Annotated in this window: 19 protein-coding genes and 2 tRNA genes; 16 read left to right on the top strand and 5 right to left on the bottom strand. The window is 69.6% G+C overall.

Translation table 11 applies throughout. The features are described 5' to 3' along the window. Window positions 1-89: 89 nt before the first annotated feature. The 6 genes from gyrA (at window position 90) to ACFVSL_RS13220 (ending at window position 4389) form a co-directional block, all read left to right on the top strand. Entirely contained in the window at window positions 90-2615 is a 2526-nt protein-coding gene (gene gyrA, locus ACFVSL_RS13195; protein WP_386941542.1) for a DNA gyrase subunit A, read from the top strand. Continuing rightward, on the top strand, window positions 2608-3012 hold the full coding sequence (locus ACFVSL_RS13200; protein ID WP_386941425.1) for a DUF3566 domain-containing protein: 405 nt from the start codon (window positions 2608-2610) through the stop codon (window positions 3010-3012). Before gyrA ends, ACFVSL_RS13200 begins: the two co-directional genes overlap by 8 nt. A 102-nt stretch (window positions 3013-3114) precedes the next feature. Beyond that, window positions 3115-3188 (top strand) — tRNA-Ile (locus ACFVSL_RS13205). A gap of 43 nt (window positions 3189-3231) precedes the next feature. Beyond that, window positions 3232-3304 (top strand) — tRNA-Ala (locus ACFVSL_RS13210). Between the two features lie 198 nt (window positions 3305-3502). Further along, window positions 3503-3892, top strand: coding sequence for a PLD nuclease N-terminal domain-containing protein (locus ACFVSL_RS13215; RefSeq protein WP_386941426.1), 390 nt, complete (start codon window positions 3503-3505; stop codon window positions 3890-3892). A gap of 53 nt (window positions 3893-3945) precedes the next feature. Beyond that, on the top strand, window positions 3946-4389 hold the full coding sequence (locus ACFVSL_RS13220; protein WP_386941427.1) for an NUDIX hydrolase: 444 nt from the start codon (window positions 3946-3948) through the stop codon (window positions 4387-4389). A 166-nt stretch (window positions 4390-4555) separates the two neighbouring features. On the opposite strand, the gene ACFVSL_RS13225 is transcribed toward ACFVSL_RS13220, so the two are convergent. Both ACFVSL_RS13225 and ACFVSL_RS13230 read right to left on the bottom strand, forming a co-directional pair. Further along, a complete protein-coding gene (locus tag ACFVSL_RS13225) occupies window positions 4556-4804 on the bottom strand; it encodes a hypothetical protein (protein WP_386941428.1) in 249 nt (82 codons plus the stop codon). Between the two features lie 496 nt (window positions 4805-5300). Continuing rightward, window positions 5301-6041 carry a TetR/AcrR family transcriptional regulator gene (locus tag ACFVSL_RS13230; RefSeq protein WP_386941429.1) on the bottom strand — a complete coding sequence of 247 codons (741 nt, stop codon included), beginning with the start codon at window positions 6039-6041 and terminating at the stop codon, window positions 5301-5303. 198 nt (window positions 6042-6239) lie between these two features. Between ACFVSL_RS13230 and ACFVSL_RS13235 the strand changes: the two genes are divergently transcribed. Genes ACFVSL_RS13235 through ACFVSL_RS13255 form a run of 5 tightly spaced genes read left to right on the top strand, consistent with a single transcriptional unit; the run spans window position 6240 to window position 13146 of the window. Continuing rightward, window positions 6240-7922 carry an amidohydrolase gene (locus tag ACFVSL_RS13235; RefSeq protein WP_386941430.1) on the top strand — a complete coding sequence of 561 codons (1683 nt, stop codon included), beginning with the start codon at window positions 6240-6242 and terminating at the stop codon, window positions 7920-7922. Window positions 7923-7942: 20 nt separating this feature from the next. After that, complete coding sequence (locus ACFVSL_RS13240) at window positions 7943-9586, top strand: ABC transporter substrate-binding protein (RefSeq protein ID WP_386941431.1); 1644 nt, start codon at window positions 7943-7945, stop codon at window positions 9584-9586. Further along, window positions 9573-10610, top strand: coding sequence for an ABC transporter permease (locus tag ACFVSL_RS13245; protein ID WP_386941432.1), 1038 nt, complete (start codon window positions 9573-9575; stop codon window positions 10608-10610). The genes ACFVSL_RS13240 and ACFVSL_RS13245 overlap by 14 nt, the downstream gene beginning before the upstream one ends. Continuing rightward, window positions 10607-11473 (top strand): ABC transporter permease, encoded by an 867-nt coding sequence (locus tag ACFVSL_RS13250; RefSeq protein ID WP_386941433.1) that lies wholly within the window; start codon window positions 10607-10609, stop codon window positions 11471-11473. Before ACFVSL_RS13245 ends, ACFVSL_RS13250 begins: the two co-directional genes overlap by 4 nt. Then, window positions 11470-13146 (top strand): dipeptide ABC transporter ATP-binding protein, encoded by a 1677-nt coding sequence (locus ACFVSL_RS13255; RefSeq protein ID WP_386941434.1) that lies wholly within the window; start codon window positions 11470-11472, stop codon window positions 13144-13146. The genes ACFVSL_RS13250 and ACFVSL_RS13255 overlap by 4 nt, the downstream gene beginning before the upstream one ends. An 86-nt stretch (window positions 13147-13232) precedes the next feature. On the opposite strand, the gene ACFVSL_RS13260 is transcribed toward ACFVSL_RS13255, so the two are convergent. Then, complete coding sequence (locus ACFVSL_RS13260) at window positions 13233-13745, bottom strand: DNA helicase (RefSeq protein WP_386941435.1); 513 nt, start codon at window positions 13743-13745, stop codon at window positions 13233-13235. Window positions 13746-13864: 119 nt separating this feature from the next. On the opposite strand from ACFVSL_RS13260, the gene ACFVSL_RS13265 reads away from it, so the two are divergent. Next, the gene (locus ACFVSL_RS13265) at window positions 13865-14404 is read left to right on the top strand and encodes a peptidylprolyl isomerase (protein WP_386941436.1); all 540 of its coding nucleotides are present in this window, start codon (window positions 13865-13867) and stop codon (window positions 14402-14404) included. 112 nt (window positions 14405-14516) lie between these two features. Then, entirely contained in the window at window positions 14517-15269 is a 753-nt protein-coding gene (locus ACFVSL_RS13270) for a rhomboid family intramembrane serine protease (RefSeq protein WP_386941437.1), read from the top strand. Window positions 15270-15487: 218 nt separating this feature from the next. Here ACFVSL_RS13270 and ACFVSL_RS13275 read toward each other — a convergent pair whose 3' ends face one another. Continuing rightward, window positions 15488-15730: a cell division protein CrgA gene (locus ACFVSL_RS13275; protein ID WP_157423800.1), complete on the bottom strand. Its 243-nt coding sequence runs from the start codon at window positions 15728-15730 to the stop codon at window positions 15488-15490. 71 nt (window positions 15731-15801) lie between these two features. On the opposite strand from ACFVSL_RS13275, the gene ACFVSL_RS13280 reads away from it, so the two are divergent. Genes ACFVSL_RS13280 through ACFVSL_RS13290 form a run of 3 tightly spaced genes read left to right on the top strand, consistent with a single transcriptional unit; the run spans window position 15802 to window position 17410 of the window. Continuing rightward, window positions 15802-16614 (top strand): class E sortase, encoded by an 813-nt coding sequence (locus ACFVSL_RS13280; RefSeq protein WP_386941439.1) that lies wholly within the window; start codon window positions 15802-15804, stop codon window positions 16612-16614. Continuing rightward, window positions 16614-16772, top strand: coding sequence for a hypothetical protein (locus ACFVSL_RS13285; RefSeq protein WP_386941440.1), 159 nt, complete (start codon window positions 16614-16616; stop codon window positions 16770-16772). Before ACFVSL_RS13280 ends, ACFVSL_RS13285 begins: the two co-directional genes overlap by 1 nt. Next, entirely contained in the window at window positions 16769-17410 is a 642-nt protein-coding gene (locus ACFVSL_RS13290; RefSeq protein WP_386941441.1) for an anthranilate synthase component II, read from the top strand. Before ACFVSL_RS13285 ends, ACFVSL_RS13290 begins: the two co-directional genes overlap by 4 nt. 37 nt (window positions 17411-17447) lie before the next feature. On the opposite strand, the gene pknB is transcribed toward ACFVSL_RS13290, so the two are convergent. Further along, the gene (gene pknB / locus ACFVSL_RS13295; RefSeq protein WP_386941442.1) at window positions 17448-19142 is read right to left on the bottom strand and encodes a Stk1 family PASTA domain-containing Ser/Thr kinase; all 1695 of its coding nucleotides are present in this window, start codon (window positions 19140-19142) and stop codon (window positions 17448-17450) included. Between the last annotated feature and the right edge of the window lie 11 nt (window positions 19143-19153).

The raw sequence follows: 19153 nt of genomic DNA on the forward strand, positions 1-19153 counted from the left end.
TCGAGCCCGGCGCGGGCGGCGAGTTCGCCGCCGAGGAGAACGGCCCCGGCATCCACGGCAAGATCGACCAGGTCGACCTGCAGCTCGAGATGCAGCGCTCCTACCTCGACTACGCGATGAGCGTGATCGTGGGTCGCGCCCTGCCCGAGGTCCGCGACGGACTGAAGCCCGTGCACCGCCGCGTCATCTACGCGATGTACGACGGCGGCTACCGCCCCGACAAGGCGTTCTCGAAGTGCGCCCGCGTCGTCGGCGACGTCATGGGCCAGTTCCACCCGCACGGCGACACCGCGATCTACGACGCGCTCGTGCGACTCGTGCAGCCGTGGAGCCTCCGCTACCCGCTCGCGCTCGGCCAGGGCAACTTCGGCTCGCCCGGCAACGACGGCGCGGCCGCCCCCCGGTACACCGAGACGAAGATGGCTCCGCTCGCGCTCGAGATGGTGCGCGACATCGACGAGGAGACCGTCGACTTCCAGGACAACTACGACGGCCGCACCCAGGAGCCGTCGATCCTGCCCGCGCGCTTCCCGAACCTGCTCGTCAACGGCTCGGTCGGCATCGCGGTCGGCATGGCGACGAACATCCCGCCGCACAACCTCCGCGAGGTCGCCTCGGGCGCCCAGTGGTACCTCGAGAACCCCGAGGCATCCCGCGAAGAGCTGCAGGAGGCGCTGCTGCAGCGCATCAAGGGACCCGACTTCCCGACCGGGGCGCAGATCCTCGGCGTGAAGGGCATCACCGACGCCTACCGCACGGGCCGCGGATCGATCACGATGCGGGCCGTCGTGAGCGTCGAGGAACTGCAGGGCCGAACCTGCCTCGTCGTCACCGAGCTGCCGTACCAGGTGAACCCCGACAACCTCGCGATCAAGATCGCCGACCTCGTGAAGGACGGCAAGATCGGCGGCATCGCCGACATCCGCGACGAGACCTCGGGCCGCACCGGCCAGCGCCTCGTGATCGTGCTGAAGCGCGACGCGGTCGCCAAGGTCGTGCTGAACAACCTGTACAAGCACACCCAGCTGCAGGAGAACTTCGGCGCGAACATGCTCGCGATCGTCGACGGCGTGCCCCGCACGCTCTCGATCGACGGGTTCATCGCGCACTGGGTCGACCACCAGATCGACGTCATCGTGCGCCGCACGCAGTTCCGCCTCCGCAAGGCGGAGGAGCGCATGCACATCCTGCGCGGCTACCTCAAGGCGCTCGATGCGCTCGACGAGGTGATCGCGCTGATCCGCGCCTCGGCGACGGTCGACGACGCGCGTGCCGGTCTGAAGGACCTGCTCGACATCGACGACCTCCAGGCCGACGCCATCCTCGCGATGCAGCTGCGCCGCCTCGCGGCGCTCGAGCGTCAGAAGATCATGGACGAGGCCGAGGCGCTCGAAGCCGAGATCATGGACTTCAAGGACATCCTCGCCCGGCCCGAGCGCCAGCGCACGATCGTCTCCGAAGAGCTTGCCGAGATCGTCGACAAGTACGGCGACGAGCGCCGCACGCACATCATGCCGGGCTTCGACCGCGACATGTCCGTCGAAGACCTCATCCCCGAAGAGGAGATGGTGGTCACGGTCACGCGCGGCGGCTACGTGAAGCGCACGCGCAGCGACAACTACCGCTCGCAGCACCGCGGCGGCAAGGGCGTGAAGGGCGCGCAGCTGCGCGCCGACGACGTCGTCGAGCACTTCTTCGTCACGACCACCCATCACTGGCTGCTGTTCTTCACGAACATGGGCCGGGTGTACCGGGCGAAGGCGTACGAGATCCAGGAGGCCGGTCGCGACGCGAAGGGCCAGCACGTCGCGAACCTGCTCGAGATGCAGCCCGACGAGGAGATCGCCGAGATCCTCGACATCCGCGACTACGGGGTGGCGAAATACCTCGTGCTCGCGACGCACGACGGTCTCGTGAAGAAGACGGCGCTCGAGGAGTACGACACCAACCGCTCGCGCGGCGTCATCGCGATCAAGCTCCGCGAGGGCGACGAGCTCGTCTCGGCGATGCTCGCCGACGAGCACGACGAGATCCTGCTCGTCTCGAAGAAGGGCATGTCGCTCCGCTTCGAGGCGACCGACGAGGCGCTGCGCCCGATGGGCCGCTCGACCTCGGGCGTCAAGGGCATGAGCTTCCGCGACGGCGACGCACTGCTCGAGGCCTCCGTGGTCCCGGGCTCGGGTGCCGCCGGTGAGATCCCTGAGAATGAGCCCGATGTCTCGGAGGAGGTCGACGGCGCGCAGTACGTGTTCGTCGTCACCGAGGGGGGCTACGCCAAGCGCACCGCGGTCGACCAGTACCGGCTGCAGAACCGCGGCGGGCTGGGCATCAAGGTCGCGAAGCTCAACGAGGATCGCGGCGATCTCGCCGGTGCGCTCATCGTCGGTTCCGATGACGAGGTGCTGGTGGTTCTTGCCAGCGGCAAGGTGGTACGCTCCGATGTCGCCGAGGTTCCTGCCAAGGGCAGGGATACGATGGGCGTCGTCTTCGCGAAGTTCGCGGCAGACGACCGCATCATCGCCATCGCGAAGAATTCCGAACGGAATCTGGTGGAGGAGACCGCAGAGTCCGACGCGGTCGAGCCCGCCGGAGAGGGAGTAACCGTCAATGAGTAGCGTCGCCGAGAAGCTGGCCCGCAAGTCGAGCAAGCGCGCCCCGGCCAAGCAGGTGCGCCTGCGGCTCGTCTATGTCGACTTCTGGTCGGCGGTGAAGCTGTCGTTCCTCGTGGCGGTGTGCCTCGCCGTCGTGTCGATCGTCGCGACCTTCCTCATCTGGACGGTGCTCAACTCGACCGACGTGTTCTCGAAGCTCAACGAGCTCGTGAAGGACGTCGCCGGCACCGGCGGCGACCTCTCGTCGATCCTCTCGCTCGGCAACGTCATGGGCTTCTCGGTCGTCGCGGCGCTCCTGAACCTGGTCGTGACCACCGCGCTCGGTGCGATCATCGCGGTGCTCTACAACCTCAGCGTGAAGATCACCGGCGGCATCCTGGTCGGGTTCACGAACAACTAGGCCCGCCCGCCGACGGGGCGCTTCGCGCCCCGTCGGCGGCCGGGTTCGGCTCGATTCGGATATTCCTGAAGTCTCAGGTAGTCTGTCCTTCGGCCGAAACACGGGGATATAGCTCAGGCGGTTAGAGCGCTTCGCTGATAACGAAGAGGTCCGAGGTTCAAGTCCTCGTATCCCCACTCTGAAAATTCCACAACACATCGGGTGCGTCGCATCCGGCTCGGGGCCTTAGCTCAGTTGGTAGAGCGCCTGCTTTGCAAGCAGGATGTCAGGAGTTCGAATCTCCTAGGCTCCACTCGATCGAGAACCTCAGTCATTCGACTGGGGTTCTTCTCGTTTCCGCGTCGAGGAGGCGTCGGACGGGGGCATTCGGAGTCTCGCTCGTGGTTCTCGCGCGCCGCGAGAAAATCACCCCCATCGCCGCCTCGGCATTCGCTACTGTTGGCTCAACCCGGTGATCTCGCCGTGGTATTCGCTTTCAGGGGGTAGGGCCATGGCATTCGACACCAACTTCTGGGATGTCTTCAGCGGTCTGTTCGGCTTCTTCGTGTTCGTCGCCTATCTCGTGGCGCTCTTCTCGGTCATCGCCGACCTCTTCCGCGACACGAAGCTCTCCGGGTGGGGCAAGGCCGTCTGGCTGCTCTTCCTCATCTTCGTGCCGTTCATCACCGTGCTCGTCTACCTCATCGCCCGCGGTCATGGCTTCGCCGAGCGCGAGAACGCCCGTCGCGGCGTCTACCACGAGTACGTCGACGATCACGGCGACGTGTCGCAGGTCAACCCGAACGACGAGGTCGCCCGGGCGCAGGGCCTCGGTGGCGACCCGACGATCAGCGGTGCCCAGTTCGACGCCGTGCAGCGCGATTCGATGCGCGAGGGGTGAGCGGCACCCGGTGAGCTCGACGTCCGCCCTGCCCGCGCGGGTAGGGTGACGGGATGGACATCCGCATCGCGGCGTATGGCGTGATCATCCGCGACGAGCACATCCTGCTCGCCCACTGGAACGAGCACGGCCGCTCGGGCTGGACGCTGCCCGGCGGCGGTGTGGAGGGCAGCGAGCACCCGCTCCAGGCGGCTCGACGCGAGATCGCGGAGGAGACGGGCTACGAGGCATCCATCGACCGCCTGCTCGGCATCGACACGATGGTGATCCCGGCCTCGAAGCGTCGGACGGGTACCGACCCGCTCTACGCGATGCGCGTGATCTACCGGGCGTCGGTCATCGGCGGCGAGTTGCGCGACGAGGTCGACGGCTCGAGCGACGAGGCGCGATGGGTGCCCCTGGCGGAGGTCTCGAGCCTGCACCGCGTGAGCCTGCTCGACATCGCCCTGCGACTGAATGCGGCCGAGCCGGCAGACGGCGTGCCGCCCAGGGCGTAGCCGCGCGCAGCACTCGACCCCGACGTCGGCGTTCCGGCCGCGGTGGCGGTCGAACCGTCGGCGACGGGGTCGAGGGTGGTGCGCTGGGGCGCGAACGGCGCCGCCGCGAGGGCGACGGCGCCGTCCGGTGCTGGGGTGGTCGTGATGGCGTTCATGCGATCACGACTCAGAGGTTGGGGCCGATGAGGGCGATCCGCTGGAGATCGCCGGCACGGACCCGGTGCGCGAGCGCGGTGTTCTGCTGGCGCAGCATCACGGCCTCGTGCGAGACGCGCTCGCTCTGTCGACGGCTCCACGCGATGAGTGCGAGGCCGGCGCGCAGGGCGATCCGCTCGTTGAGTCGGCGTGCCTGGGCACGCATGGCGGTGGTCTGTCCGGTGCCGGACTGACCGAGGGCGAGAGAACTGGTGTTCACGTCGTGTCCTTCGTTGGGTGTGGTGCACCGGTCGGTGCGGGGCGCCCGTCGGCCGGTCGGCCGAGGGTCGTCTGGAGGTGGTGGGATCGGCGCGGGTCCGCGATCGTCGCGGGCCGGCATCCGGGGGAGCGCGGCGGAGCCGCTGGCCGTCGGGCGAGCTGCGGATCGTCGATGCGGACCGCGTGCCCGATCGGATCAGGCGACGGCGGATGCCGCGGGAGAGTCGCTGCTCATGCCATGAGGGCGGATCGGCGTTCGCACACTTGAGGCGCGATGCCGGGGCGGAGAACTAGCAGGCCGGAGCGGTGAGGAGGATCACCGTGCGGCCGGCGGTAAATGCCGGGGTGAAGATGTACTTCATCATTGGGATCAACTCCTCTCTGTGGCTCGGGCGCGTTCGCACCGGTCACTGACACTAGCGGGAGATTCACACCCACCGCAAGGCATTTCTCCAGATTCGTGAGAAATCAGTGCGAGCACTGAGATCCGGCGGGCCTCAGGCCTCGGAATCGGGGGAGTTGCGAGCCTCTCGACTCGCCTCCGCGACGCGCTCCGCCGACTGGATGACGGCCTCGACCCCGAGCAGGAAGAGCTCGCGGTCCTCGAGGTCGACCAGGCGCGAGTTGATCGAGGCGATCAGCGGGTAGCGGCGCGGGTCGGCGAGGATGGGGCCCTCGAACCAGGGGCTCGGCGCGAACTCGTCGTCGACCGCGCCGCGCTCCCGCCGCTCGCCCCGCGCGCGTGCGATGCCCGCGGCGCTCGACAGCACGTGCGCGGCGAACAGCGCGTAGTGGCGCACCAGGTCGTCGTCGCCGAGGCCGGCTCGGGTGAAGGCGTCGAGCATGAGCTCGACGGCCCCGAGCTCGCCCGGGCCGTGGGTGGTGAGCACGGTCGCCTCGACGCCGATGGCCGGATGCTTCGCGAAGAGGTCGAGGGTCGCCACCGCGAGCTGACGGAGCCGGTCGCGCCATTCGTCGACCGGGGCGGTGACCGACTGGGTCGCACGGAGGGTCAGCGCATCGAGGAGCGCCTCCATGAGCTGCTCCTTGTTGCGGAAGTGGCGGTAGATCGCGGTCGGATCGGCGCCGAGGTGCGACCCGAGCTCGCGCACCGAGAGCGACGACGAGGGGGCGTTCGCCGCGAGCTCGATGCCGGCGGCGACGATCGATTCGCGATCGAGCCGGGCCTTTCCCTGCCCGCCGGTCGTGCGGCGTCGTGGGGTGCTCGTCGTGGGCATTCGCCCCTCCTCATCGGCTGCAGTGCCTCTTCATGCTGCCACGCCCGCGACCCCTGTGTCGCGATGACCTCGCGGGCGTGGCAGCCGGATCAGCATAACAATCGGGTCAAGGGTGATGTCAACGGCGTTGACATCGTGTGTGGGCGCGGGCTATCGTCACCTCGTCCGACGCATTCGATGAGGAAACGAGGGGCCGACGTGCCAGCAGATGTGGTGTTCACCGGGGGAGCCGTCTTCACGGGGTCGGGGCAGCCCCTCCAGGGGCGTGCCGTGGTGGTGACGGGCGGCCGCATCACCGCGATCGTCGCCGAGTCCGAGGCATCCGCCCACATCGACGAGCAGACCCGGGTGGTCGACCTCGCCGGTGCGCTGCTCAGCCCCGGCTTCCAGGACGCGCACATCCACCCCGTCGGCGGCGGCGTCGAGCTCCTGCAGTGCAACCTCACCGAGGCCGGCGACGCGGAGGAGGCGGTCGCCACGGTCGCCGCCTACGCCGCCGCGAACCCCGACGAGGAGTGGATCCTCGGCGGCGGCTGGTCGATGGACCACTTCCCGGGCGGTGCGCCGGTGCGCGGACTCCTCGACGCCATCGTGCCCGACCGGCCGGTGCTGCTCGTCAGCCGGGACCACCACAGCGCGTGGGCGAACACCGAGGCGATGCGCCGGGCCGGCATCGACGCCGGAACGAGCGACCCCGACGACGGACGGATCGAACGCGAGAACGACGGGCACCCTGCAGGCACCTTCCACGAAGGTGCCGCCGAGCTGTTCTTCGCCGTGCGTCCCGCCATCGACCCCCAGCTCGCCTACGACGGGCTGCTGCGCGCGCAGGACGAGCTCATCGCGCTCGGCATCACCGGTTGGCAGGACGCGCTCATCGGCAACGCCGCCGGCGTGCCCGATGCACTCGCGGCCTACCTGCGGGCGGTCGAGGAGGGCGCGCTCGAGGTGCACGTCGTCGGCGCCCAGTGGTGGGAGCGCTCGGGCGGGCTGGAGCAGGTCGCCGAGATGGTGCGGCGACGCGACGAGATCAAGGCCCTCGGGCACGAGAGCCGCTTCAGCCTCGGCACGACCAAGATCATGGTCGACGGCGTCGCCGAGAACCAGACCGCCGCGATGCTGACGCCCTACCGCGACGCGCACGGGCACGACACCCACAACCACGGCCTCTCGTTCGTCGACCCCGAGCTGCTCGCCGACGCCGTCGTCGCCCTCGACGCCGCGGGACAGCAGGTGCACATGCACGCGCTCGGCGACCGGGCCGTGCGCGAGGCGCTCGACGCCGTCGCCGCGGCACGTGCGGCGAATGGTCCGAGCGATGCGCGCCATCACCTCGCCCACCTCCAGATCGTCGCCGAGGCCGAGACCTCCCGCTTCGCGGAGCTCGACGCGGTCGCGAACCTGCAGATGCTGTGGGCGACGCACGAGGACCAGATCGACGAGCTCACCCTGCCGTTCCTGCAGGACGGTCAGGAGGCGCGCCAGTACCCGTTCGGCGAGCTGGCCGAGCGCGGTGCGCGTCTCGCAGCCGGCAGCGACTGGCCCGTCTCGACGGCCGACCCGATCGCCGCGATCCACATCGCGGTGACGCGCGTCGCGCCCGGCATCGACGCCGGACCGCTGGGCGGTGCCGGCCAGCGCCTCGACCTCGCGACCGCCCTCGCCGCCTACACCTCGGGCAGCGCGTACGTGAATCACCGCGACCACGACACCGGCCACATCCGCGAGGGCTACCTCGCGAACCTCGTCGTGCTCGAGCCCGACCCCTTCACCGTTCCCGCCGAGGACATCCACCGCACGACGGTGGCCTCGACCTGGATCGAGGGCGAGACGGCCTACCGCCGCGACGCCCTGCCCAGCACCGTCCCCGTCACCGCCTGACCACTGAGGAGAACACCCGCATGTCCACCCTCCGCACCCCCGCCGGCCGGCGCAACGTCGCGCTCGTCGCCGGAGGCGTCGCCGCGCTGCTCGCGCTCACCGGCTGTACGTCCGACCCCGCAGCCGAGCCGAGCGCCGCCGACTGGGAGCTCTCGACCGAGACCCCCGCGCCCTCCGGCGACATCGACTCGTACAGCTGGGTGAGCTACGCCGAGCCGTACTCGCTCGACTACGCCTACGCCTTCGACTACGCCGACAACCAGGTGCTCGCGAACGTCTGCGAGTCGCTCCTCCGGCTGAACCCCGACTACACGCTGAGCCCCGGCCTCGCCGAGTCGTACGAGCAGACGAGCCCGACGACCTGGGTCTACACGCTCCGCGAGGGCGTGACCTTCCACGACGGCACCCCGCTGACCGCGGCCGACGCGGTGGCCTCGATGAGCCGTCACCTCGACCCGGCCGTCGGCTCCTCGTGGTACTCGGTGTACCAGAACGTCGCGTCGATCGAGCAGACGGGGGACCTCGAGGTCACCGTCACCACCACCATCCCCGACTCGCAGTTCAACCAGGGCATGGGCGGCTCGGCCGGTGTCATCGAGTCGGCCGCCACCCTCGCCGAGAAGGGCGCCGACTACGGCAACTCGAGCGGGCTCGTGAACTGCACCGGACCATTCGAGCTCACCGAGTGGAAGTCGGGCGAGTCGGTCACGCTCACCCGCTACGACGACTACTGGGACGACGAGCTCGCCGCGAAGTCGGGCGAGGTCGAGTTCGTCTTCATGGGCGACTCGACGGCGCGCGTGAACGCGCTCAAGTCGGGCGACGTCGACGGAGGATGGATGCTCCCGGTCGACGGCATCGCGCAGCTCCGCGAGACGAGCGGCGACGTGTACTTCGGCCTCAGCACCGCGGTCTCGAGCCTCATCGTCTCGAACCTCGAGGGCCCGCTCGGCGACGTGCGGGTGCGCAAGGCGCTGCTCATGGCGCTCGATCGCGAGGGCATCCTCGAGGCGGCGGCCAAGGGCTACGGCGAGGTGACGAACGCCCTCACCACCGAGTCGGTGTGGGGAGCCACCTCCGACGCCACCCGCGAGGACGCGTTCGGCGGACTCGAGGACTACCCCTACGACGTCGAGGCCGCGAAGCAGCTCGTCGAGGAGGCCGGCGCGACCGGCGAGAAGATCGTGATCAAGACGGCGCCGATCGGCAACGACTTCGCCGTGATCTCGCAGGCCACGGTCGCGGCCGCCCAGTCGATCGGCCTCGAGGCCGAGATCGAGACGGTGACGCCGAGCGCCTACACGGCGCTGTTCAGCGACCCGACCGCTCGCGAGGGCGTCGACCTCTTCTACACGGTCTGGTACCTGTCGAGCCCCGACCCGCTCGAGATGTACGGCGTGCTCCGCACCGGCGAGTTCAGCAACTACGGAGGCTGGTCGAACCCCGAGTACGACGCGATCGCGAACGAGGCCGTCGGCATCTCCGACCCCGACGAGCGCGGGCAGAAGTCGGCGGAGCTGCAGAAGATCGCGAACGAGGAGCTGCCCTGGCTGCCCCTCTTCACCGGGCCGACCTCGCTCTACCTCGGTGAGCGCATCACCGGTGTGACCCCGTCGATCAACTACCTCTACTACCCGTGGGCGGCCACAATTGGCGCTCGATAGTTCCACGGTCGCGGTCGCCGCTCAGGACGCGGCGGCCGCGAACCCCCGGACCGGCGGCCGATTCACGGCCGCCGGCCTCCGGCGGGTCGCCGGAAAGCTCGGCAGCCTCGTCCTGACGCTCTTCCTGGCCTCGCTCCTCGTCTTCTTCTCGCGCTTCCTCGTTCCGGGCGACCCGGTCACCTTCCTCCTGCGCGGCCGGAAGCCGAGCCCCGAGGCGATCGCCCAGGTCACGGCGCAGTACGGCCTCGACCTGCCCCCGTGGCAGCAGTACGTGAACTGGCTGCTCGGTGCGCTGCAGGGCGACTTCGGGCGCTCGCTGCAGTACCGGCAGGATGTCTCCACGGTGCTCGGCGACCGACTGCCGGTCACCCTGATGCTCGTCGTGATGGCCGGGATCCTCATCGCGATCGTCGGCCTCACCGCCGGAGTCGTCGCCGCGCTCAACCGCGGCAGAGCGCTCGATCGCTTCACCCTCATCGGCCTCACGATGCTCAGCGCCATCCCGTCGTTCGTCGGCTCGATCGTGCTCATCGCGGTCTTCGCGGTGCAGCTCGGCTGGTTCCCGACCTTCGGCTCGGGGGAGGGCTTCGCCGACACGGTCTACCACCTCGTCCTGCCGTCGATCGCGCTCGCGATCGTCTTCGTCGTGCTCGTCGGCAAGGTGACCCGCTCCTCGATGGTCGAGCAGCTCGACCGCGAGCACGTCGAGGTCGCGTTGAGCCGAGGCCTCAAGCGGGGGACCGTGATCCGCCGCCACGTGTTCCGCAACGCGCTCGGCCCCATCCTCACCGTCAGCGGCATCCTCGTCGCCGGCCTCCTCGTCGCGTCGACCATCGTCGAGGCCGCCTTCGGCCTCGCGGGCATGGGCTCGCTGCTGGTGCAGTCGGTCGACCGCCTCGACTTCCCGGTGGTGCAGGCGATCGTGATGTTCGTGGTCACCGCCTTCGTCGTCGTCAACGCGATCATCGACATCGCCGAACCCTGGATCGACCCCCGGTCCGCCGCAGGAGCTGCTGCCCGATGACCACTCCGACCCCCACCCTCGCCGTCGAGGTCATGCGCGCGCCGCGGCTGCGGCCGGCGGGCATCACCTTCGGCATCGCGATCGGCATCGTCTCGGTGATGACGCTCGCGGCGATCTTCGCCCCGTTCATCGCGCCCTACCCGCCCGACCAGCTCGACTTCGCGGCGGTGAACGCCGGCCCCAGCGCGGCGCACTGGCTCGGCACCGACAGCCTCGGCCGCGACCTGCTGTCGCGCCTCATCTACGGCGCCCGCACGGCGCTGCTCGGGCCGCTGCTCGTGGTCATCGGCTCGACGATCATCGGCATGCTGCTCGGCCTCCTCGCCGGCTGGCGCGGCGGATGGATCGACTCGGTGCTCGGACGCGTGTTCGACGTACTGTTCGCCTTCCCCTCGCTGCTGCTCGCGATCATGGCCGTCGCGCTCTTCGGCAAGGGGCTCATCGCGCCCGTCATCGCCATGAGCATCGCGTACGCGCCGTTCGTCGCGCGCCTCACCCGGGCGCTCGTGAAGGCCGAACGCACCAGGCCGTACGTCGCGGCCTACCGGGTGCAGGGCTTCAGCGGGCCGTGGATCGCCCTCCGGCGCGTGCTGCCGAACGTCACCCCGATCGTCGGCGCGCAGTCGACGCTCAACTTCGGGTACGTCCTCGCCGAGCTCGCCGGCCTCTCCTTCCTCGGACTCGGCGTGCAACCGCCGACGCCCGACTGGGGCGCCATGATCAACGAGGCGCAGCCCGGGATCGTCGGCGGGTTCTTCCTCCCGGCCATCGTGCCCGCCGTGGCCGTCGTGCTCGTCGTCGTCGCCGTCAACATCATCGGGGAAGAGCTCTCCGAACGCATCGGAGGGGAGATCCCCGCATGAGCCTGCTCGACATCTCGGAGCTCACGCTCGACCTGCCGAACGGCACGCGCCTGCTCGACGGCATCTCGCTCACGGTCGAGGCGGGCGAGACCGTCGGTCTCGTCGGCGAATCCGGCTCGGGCAAGTCGCTCACCGCGCGCACGGTGCTCGGCCTCACGCCCGATCGTGCTCGACTCGGCGGCCGCGTCGTGCTCGACGGACGCGAGGTGATCGGTGCGAGCGCCGCCGGGATCCTCGATCTGCGGCGGCACGCGGCATCCATGATCTTCCAGGACCCGAGGGCCGGCATCAACCCGATGCGCACCCTCGGCGACCACATGACCGAGACGCTGCGCCTCTGCGAGGGACGATCGAAGGCCGACGCGACGGCGCGCGCCGTCGAGCTCCTCGCCTCGGTGCAGCTGCCGCGCCCCGAGGAGCACCTGAAGCAGTACCCCCACGAGTTCTCGGGCGGGATGCTCCAGCGCGTCATGATCGCCGGCGCCCTGACGAGCTCGCCGAAGCTGCTCATCTGCGACGAGCCCACCACGGCGCTCGACGTCACGACCCAGGCCGAGATCATCCGCGTGCTCATCGAGCAGCGTTCGAGCCGGGGCATGGGCATGCTCTTCATCACGCACGACCTCAACCTGGCGGCCTCGATCTGCGATCGCGTGGTCGTGATGAGCGCCGGGCGCGTCGAGGAGACGGGTGACGCGCGGCGCGTGTTCAGCGCCCCCGTCGCCGAGTACACGAAGCGCCTCGTGGCGGCGACGCCGACGATCGAGGCGCCGTCCGCCGAGCCGTCGACCGGCGAGGCCGGCGGGGCTCCCGCGTCGGCGTTCGCAGTCGGGCGCGAGACGGGGTCCGTGACGCCCGGCTCCGTCGAGCCGATGCTCGCGGCGGACGGCATCTCGAAGACCTACCACCTGCGGGGCAAGACCGAGGTGAACGCCGTCGTCGACGCGTCGATCTCGATCCCTCGCGGCGGCGCCCTCGGCGTCGTCGGCGAGTCGGGCTCGGGCAAGTCGACGCTCGCGCGCATGATCGTCGGCCTCGAGCAGGCCGACCGCGGCGACATCCGCATCGCCGGACGCGAGCGGACCGCCGTCCCGCACGGCAGGGAGGCCCGCCTCGCGCACGCCCGCAGCGTCCAGATGGTCTTCCAGGACCCGTACCTGTCGCTCGATCCGCGCATCACGGCGGGTCGATCGATCGAGGACGCGCTGCGGCTGCACGCGAAGCTCTCGACGACGGACGCCCGCGCCCGCGTCCTCGCCCTCCTCGAGCAGGTCGGCCTCGGCGAGAAGCACGCCCAGGCTCGTCCGCGGACGCTCTCGGGCGGGCAGCGTCAGCGCGTCGCGATCGCCAGGGCGCTCGCCATCGATCCCGACGTGCTCGTCATGGACGAGGCCACCAGTGCGCTGGATGTCTCGGTGCAGGCCCAGGTGCTCGACGTGCTCGCCGAGATCCGCCGCGAGCGCGGGCTGACCGTGCTCTTCATCAGCCACGACCTCGCCGTCGTGCGGCGGGTGTGCGAGGAGACGGTGGTGATGCGCCGCGGCCGGATCGTCGAACGCGGCCGCACGGCCGAGCTGCTGGCCGCCCCGGAGCATCCCTACACGCAACTGCTCATCGACTCGGTGCCGCGACCGGCGCGCGGCCCGGAGCCGGTCGCACGGAAGTCCGCCTGACCGGCATTCCGCGGTCTCACGAGGCCGACTGAGCCGAAACACGGAACGGCCCCGCGCATGCGGGGCCGTTCCGTCGTCTCAGCGGCTCAGACGCTCGTCGTGCCGTTCGGCTCGTCGTCGGCGACCCACAGCTCGTCGTCGGCGCGGAAGGTCTGCCAGACGGCGTATGCGACGCCGGCTGCCGCGACGATGCCGGCACCGATCGCGAGGTACGTGCCGACGCCGCGGCCCTGCTTCTTCTCGACGACCGCGACGGCGCGCGGCGAGACGCGCTCGACGGCGCGGCGCACGCGTGCGTCGTTGGCGATGTCGCCGATCGAGAGGATCGACCCGAGGACGTTGCCGAGGCCCTGCTCGACGTTGTCGCCCGCGACCTTCGCGACCTGGCCGGCGCGCGCGACGGTCGGCCGGACGTAGCTCTCGTAGCCCGTGCGCACTCTCGGCACGACCTCTTCACGCGTGAGGTGACCCAACTGGCGGCTGGCCTCCCGTGCGACGGCATTCGCGTGCTCGAGCACGATCTGCTGGTTCCCCCAGAGGTCCTCCGCGCTGCTCTGCAGTCGCTTGAGTTCCTTCCGACGCTTGCGTGACAGGCTCATCTCGACCTCCATCGTTGTGCAGCGAACTCCTCCATCTTGCCACCGAACCGGCTGGAAACGCGGTGGGAGTCTCATTCCGGCATGCCGCCTTGCGAATCCGTGCATGACAGAATATGAGGATGCCGATTCACACCGCAGTCGCGACGCTCAACACCAACCACGGCCCCATCAAGGTCGACCTCTACGGCGATCACGCACCGAAGACGGTCAAGAACTTCGTCGGCCTCGCCACGGGCGAGATCGAGTGGACGCACCCCGCCACCGGCCAGAAGACCACCGACCCGCTGTACGACGGGGTCATCTTCCACCGCATCATCCCCGGCTTCATGATCCAGGGCGGCGACCCGCTCGGCCAGGGCATCGGCGGCCCCGGCTACCAGTTCGACGACGAGATCAACCCCGAGCTCGACTTCACCGAGCCCTACGTGCTCGCCATGGCCAACGCCGGCATCCAGATGGGCCGCGGCACCAACGGCTCGCAGTTCTTCATCACGGTCGGCCCCACGACATGGCTGCAGGGCAAGCACTCCATCTTCGGCAAGGTGACCGACCCCGCGAGCCAGGCCGTCGTCGACAAGCTCGCCGCCGTGGCGACCGACGGTCGCGACAAGCCCCTCGAGGACATCGTCATCGAGAGCATCACCGTCGAGCAGGTCTGACCGGAAGGTGAGCGACCCGGCGACCGATCGGTCGAACTTCTGCTATCGGCACCCCGATCGGCAGAGTTTCGTGCTGTGCCAGCGCTGCGGTCGCACCATCTGCCCCGAGTGCATGACGCAGGCCGCGGTCGGCGTGGTCTGCCCCGAGTGCATGCGCGAGCAGCGCGCGAGCGCGCCCCGCACCAAGCCGGCCGTGCTCACGCGCGTGCGCTCGGCGGCGGGGCGCGGGGCGCCGGTCGTCACGTATTCCCTGATCGGCATCACGCTCGCGGTCTTCGTGCTGCAGCTGATCCCGGGGCTCGCGATCACCGACCGCCTGCTCTACGCCGGCGTCTACTCCATCCCGGGCAACCTCGAGCCGTGGCGCATGGTCACCTCGGTGTTCGTGCACTCGACCTCGCTCATCTTCCACGTGCTGCTCAACATGTACACGTTGTGGATCTTCGGGCAGCTGCTCGAGGGGCTGCTCGGCCGCTGGCGGTTCCTGTCGCTGTACCTGATCTCGGGTCTCGGCGGCTCGGTCGGCGTGCTCTGGCTCTCCGATCCGCGCGTGGGCGTCGTCGGGGCGTCCGGAGCGATCTTCGGACTGATGGGCGCGTTCCTCGTGATCCAGCGACGGCTGGGCGGTCAGACGACGCAGCTGTTCGTGCTGCTGGGCATCAACCTCGTGATCGGCTTCGTGCCGGGGTTCAACGTCGCCTGGCAGGCGCACCTCGGCGGTCTCGTCACCGGTGCGCTCGTGGGCTTCATCTTCGTCGAGACGCGCAAGCGGTCGCAGCAGGCGCTGCAGGTCTGGCTCCTGGTCGGCGTGGTCGCCGTGCTGCTCGTGCTCAGCCTGCGGTACTTCTTCTTCCCGATCTTCTAGTTCGGCCGGCGCAGCTGCCGAACCCTGCACTTATCCACAGCGCTCTCCACAGCTGTTGAGAGTTACACCGGTGTAATTGCCGAGATCCCAGTGATCACGCGGATCCTCGGTTGTGCACAACTGTGGAGAACTGTGGAAAAGCCTGTGGAACCACCGCCGGGCAAGCGAAAAGGGCGGATGCCGAAGCATCCGCCCTTTTCGCGTGTCGAGAGCCGGCGTCAGCGCCAGCGGGTGGTCATGAGGAAGCCGACGAAGGCGATGCCGAAGCCGATCAGGATGTTCCACGAGCCGAGGTCGGCGATGGGGTAGCGGCCCTGACTGATGTAGAAGACCAGGATCCACGCGAGTCCGAGCAGCATGAAGCCGAACATGACGGGCTTGAACCACACCGGGTTCGGGGCCTCCTCGCCGCTCGCTGCGACTTCAGCGCGCGCCGGCTTCGATGATTTCGTACGTGCCATGCCCGCGATTCTAGCCGAGCCCGCCGAGCACTCACAGCGAGAAGTCGTTTCGGCGGAATAGAATCGCCCCTATGTCCGAGTCGCTGCCCGACGGCCGGCGCGCGCGCCGCGCCGCGAGCCCGACCGCGCGTCCGAAACCACGGGTGAGCGTCGTCGGCGTCCTCGGCGAACTGCTGCTGACCGCGGGGGTGCTCATCCTGCTGTTCCTCGGGTGGCAGCTGTGGTGGAACGACGCGATCATGGCGGGGCAGCAGTCGCAGGCGGCCTCCGAGCTCAGCGACAAGTGGGCCGAGCAGGATCGCGCGGACCGGGGAGACGCTCCGCCCCCCGCTCCCGAAGACGTCGGCGAGCCCGTCGTGGACACCACCGAGTACGCGAACGCCGAGCCCTTCGCGGTCATGTACGTGCCGCGCTTCGACAGCGAGGGCACGCACGACTCCGCCAGGAACATCGCAGAGGGCTACGGCCTCGACGTGCTCAACAGCTTCGACCTCGGCGTCGGCCACTACCCCGGCACGCAGATGCCCGGCGAGGTCGGCAACTTCGCGATCGCCGCCCACCGCAGCGCCTACGGCGGCGGCATGCACGAGATCGAGCAACTCCAGCTCGGCGACGCGATCTACATCCAGACGAAGGACGGCTGGTACACGTACCGCTTCCGCGACTTCGAGTACGTGACCCCGGCGACGACCAGCGTGCTCTCGCCCGTACCGCACCACCCCGAGCTCCAGCCGACCGACCGCATCATCACGCTCACGAGCTGCAACCCGCTCTACTCGACCGACGAACGCATCATCGCGTACGGCGTGCTCGAGTCGTGGCAGCCGGGGGCCGCGAACCCGCCGGCCGAGATCGCCTCGGTCGTCGCAGAATGGGGTGACTGATGTACGGCGCACTCTGGCGCGTCCTTCCCGGACCGGTATGGCTCCGCATCATGCTGGTGCTCGTCCTCGTCGCCGCAGTCGTCTTCGCGCTCTTCACCTGGGTGTTCCCCTGGGTCGACGCGCAGCTCAATCCGATCAACGTCACGGTGGAAGAATGACCCGCATCCTCGTCATCGACAATTACGACAGCTTCGTCTACACACTGAACGGCTACCTGCGCGAGCTCGGCGCGGAGACCGACGTGGTGCGCAACGACGACATCCCGGTCGACGAGGTCGCCGAGCGCATCGCCCAGTACGACGCCGTGCTCATCTCGCCCGGACCGGGCAAGCCCTCCGACGCGGGCATCTCCATCCCCGTCGTCGAGGCGGCGCTCGCGAGCGGCCAGCCGATCCTCGGCGTCTGCCTCGGCCACCAGGCCATCGCCGAGGCGTTCGGCGCGGTCGTCACCAACGCCGAAGAGCTGATGCACGGCAAGACCTCGCGCATCGAGCACGACGACAGTGCGTTCTACGAGGGCGTTCCCCAGCCGTTCACGGCGACCAGGTACCACTCGCTGGCGGTGGTCGACGACACGGTGCCGCCGTCGCTCGTCGTGACCAGCCGCACGAACGGCGGCGTGATCATGGGGCTCCGCCACGTCACCGCACCGATCTTCGGCGTGCAGTTCCACCCCGAGTCGGTGCTGACCGAGGGCGGCTACCGCATGCTCGGCAACTGGCTCGCCGTGGCGGGCCTGCCCGAGGCGCGCGAGCGCGCCGAGCACCTGAGCCCGCTGGTGCGCGCCAGCGCCTGACCGAGCGCACCCGAGGCCGGCGCGGCCGGCCCGAGGGTCAGCCCGCGCAGTAGGTCAGTTCGACGTCGGAGCGCTGCGGAACGCCGCCCGGCGGCAGCGACTGCTGCGTGACGGGTGATCCGGGCGCCGACGGGCACGAGGCGTCGGGCTTCGGGATCGGGTTGAGCTGCAGCTCGTCGCTCGTCAGGAAGTCGGAGGCCGCGGACAACGTCTGGCCGGTCAGGTCGGGCAGCGTGACCTGACCGTTCGACAGCACGAACTCGACGGTCGACCCCTTCTCGACCGAGGCGCCGGCCTCGGGCGAGGTCTGCACGACGATGTCGGCGGCGACGGTCGGGGAGTTCTGGCGCGTCTCCTTGCCGGGCACGAGGCCCGCGGCCTCGAGCGCGGCCTTCGCGTCGGCCAGCGGCATGTTGACGGTGTCGGGAACGGCGACGGCCTCACGACCGGTCGAGATGTAGACGGAGACCGCGGTGCCCGCGTCGACGATCTCACCGGCCGCGGGATCGGTGCGCACGACCTGGTCGGCGGGGACGGTCTCGCTCGGCTCCTCGAGCCGCGTGGCCGGAAGCCCCAGGGACTGCAGCTCCTCGACCGCCTGCTCGTAGGTCATGCCGGTGAGTGCCGGCACCTCGCGGGCGTTCGACGGGAGGTCGTCCTTCGGCTGGAGGTTGAACGCCCAGTACATCACCGCGATCACGATCACGACGACGGCGACGATGCCCGCCCAGATCCAGATCGCCGGAGGGCGCCGCTGGGTGCGGGACATGGTCTCGTCCTCGGTGAGCTGGCGCAGTGCCAGCTCCGAGCTCGAGAGCGATGCGGTCGGCGCGCCGAAGAGCATCGTCGCCTGGTCGGGTTCGCGATGCACGGGGACGCGGCCGGCTGCCGCGGTGTCGACGTCGGCCCGGAACTCGACGGCCGTCTGGTAGCGCTCGTCGCGGTTCTTCGCGAGCGCGTGCAGCACGACGGCGTCGAGCGCCGGAGACACCTTGGGGTTGATGATGCTCGGCTTGACCGGTCGCTCACTGACGTGCTGATAGGCGACCGCCACCGGGGTGTCGCCGCGGAACGGCGGGCGGCCCGTGAGCATCTCGAAGAGCACGACGCCCGTGGAGTAGAGGTCGGTGCGCGCGTCGACCGTCTCGCCCTTCGCCTGCTCGGGCGAGAAGTACGAGGCCGTGCCGAGGATCGCGGTCGTCTGGGCGACCGTCGTCGCCGAGTCGGACACCGCGCGCGCGATGCCGAAGTCCATCACCTTCACCTGGCCGGCGGTGGTGATCATGATGTTGCCCGGCTTGATGTCGCGGTGCACGACGCCGGCGCGGTGCGAGTACTCGAGCGCGGTCAGCACGCCGTCGATCACGCGGACCGCCGCGGCGGGCTCGAGCGGCCCGTCGTGGATGATGTCCTTGAGCAGTCGCCCCTCGACGAACTCCATGACGATGAAGGGCAGCTGCACCTCCTGCCCGGCCGCGTCGACCACGGTCTCCTCGCCCGCGTCGAAGACGCGGACGATCGTCGGGTGCGCCATGCGCGCCGCGGACTGCGCCTCCTGTCGGAAGCGCATGCGGAACGCCGGGTCGGTCGCGAGCTGCGGCTTCAGCAGCTTGATCGCGACCTGGCGGCCGAGCCGGGTGTCGGTGCCGACGTGCACGTCGGACATGCCCCCGCGGCCGATGAGGGTGCCCACGCGGTAGCGGCCGGCGAGCACGCGTCCTTCATCGCTCACGGTGGGCGGGT

This window comes from Agromyces sp. NPDC058064 (genome assembly GCF_042885275.1).
GTDB lineage: Bacteria > Actinomycetota > Actinomycetes > Actinomycetales > Microbacteriaceae > Agromyces.

Coding starts and splice junctions, on each gene's coding strand:
- ACFVSL_RS13260 (WP_386941435.1), bottom strand. CDS start 13,745: ATGAGCCTGTCACGCAAGCGTCGGAAGGAACTCAAGCGACTGCAGAGC.
- gyrA (WP_386941542.1), top strand. CDS start 90: ATGCAGCGCTCCTACCTCGACTACGCGATGAGCGTGATCGTGGGTCGC.
- ACFVSL_RS13240 (WP_386941431.1), top strand. CDS start 7,943: ATGTCCACCCTCCGCACCCCCGCCGGCCGGCGCAACGTCGCGCTCGTC.
- ACFVSL_RS13250 (WP_386941433.1), top strand. CDS start 10,607: ATGACCACTCCGACCCCCACCCTCGCCGTCGAGGTCATGCGCGCGCCG.
- ACFVSL_RS13215 (WP_386941426.1), top strand. CDS start 3,503: ATGGCATTCGACACCAACTTCTGGGATGTCTTCAGCGGTCTGTTCGGC.
- ACFVSL_RS13230 (WP_386941429.1), bottom strand. CDS start 6,041: ATGCCCACGACGAGCACCCCACGACGCCGCACGACCGGCGGGCAGGGA.
- ACFVSL_RS13290 (WP_386941441.1), top strand. CDS start 16,769: ATGACCCGCATCCTCGTCATCGACAATTACGACAGCTTCGTCTACACA.
- ACFVSL_RS13255 (WP_386941434.1), top strand. CDS start 11,470: ATGAGCCTGCTCGACATCTCGGAGCTCACGCTCGACCTGCCGAACGGC.
- ACFVSL_RS13280 (WP_386941439.1), top strand. CDS start 15,802: ATGTCCGAGTCGCTGCCCGACGGCCGGCGCGCGCGCCGCGCCGCGAGC.
- ACFVSL_RS13265 (WP_386941436.1), top strand. CDS start 13,865: ATGCCGATTCACACCGCAGTCGCGACGCTCAACACCAACCACGGCCCC.
- ACFVSL_RS13200 (WP_386941425.1), top strand. CDS start 2,608: ATGAGTAGCGTCGCCGAGAAGCTGGCCCGCAAGTCGAGCAAGCGCGCC.
- ACFVSL_RS13270 (WP_386941437.1), top strand. CDS start 14,517: ATGACGCAGGCCGCGGTCGGCGTGGTCTGCCCCGAGTGCATGCGCGAG.
- ACFVSL_RS13275 (WP_157423800.1), bottom strand. CDS start 15,730: ATGGCACGTACGAAATCATCGAAGCCGGCGCGCGCTGAAGTCGCAGCG.
- ACFVSL_RS13220 (WP_386941427.1), top strand. CDS start 3,946: ATGGACATCCGCATCGCGGCGTATGGCGTGATCATCCGCGACGAGCAC.
- ACFVSL_RS13285 (WP_386941440.1), top strand. CDS start 16,614: ATGTACGGCGCACTCTGGCGCGTCCTTCCCGGACCGGTATGGCTCCGC.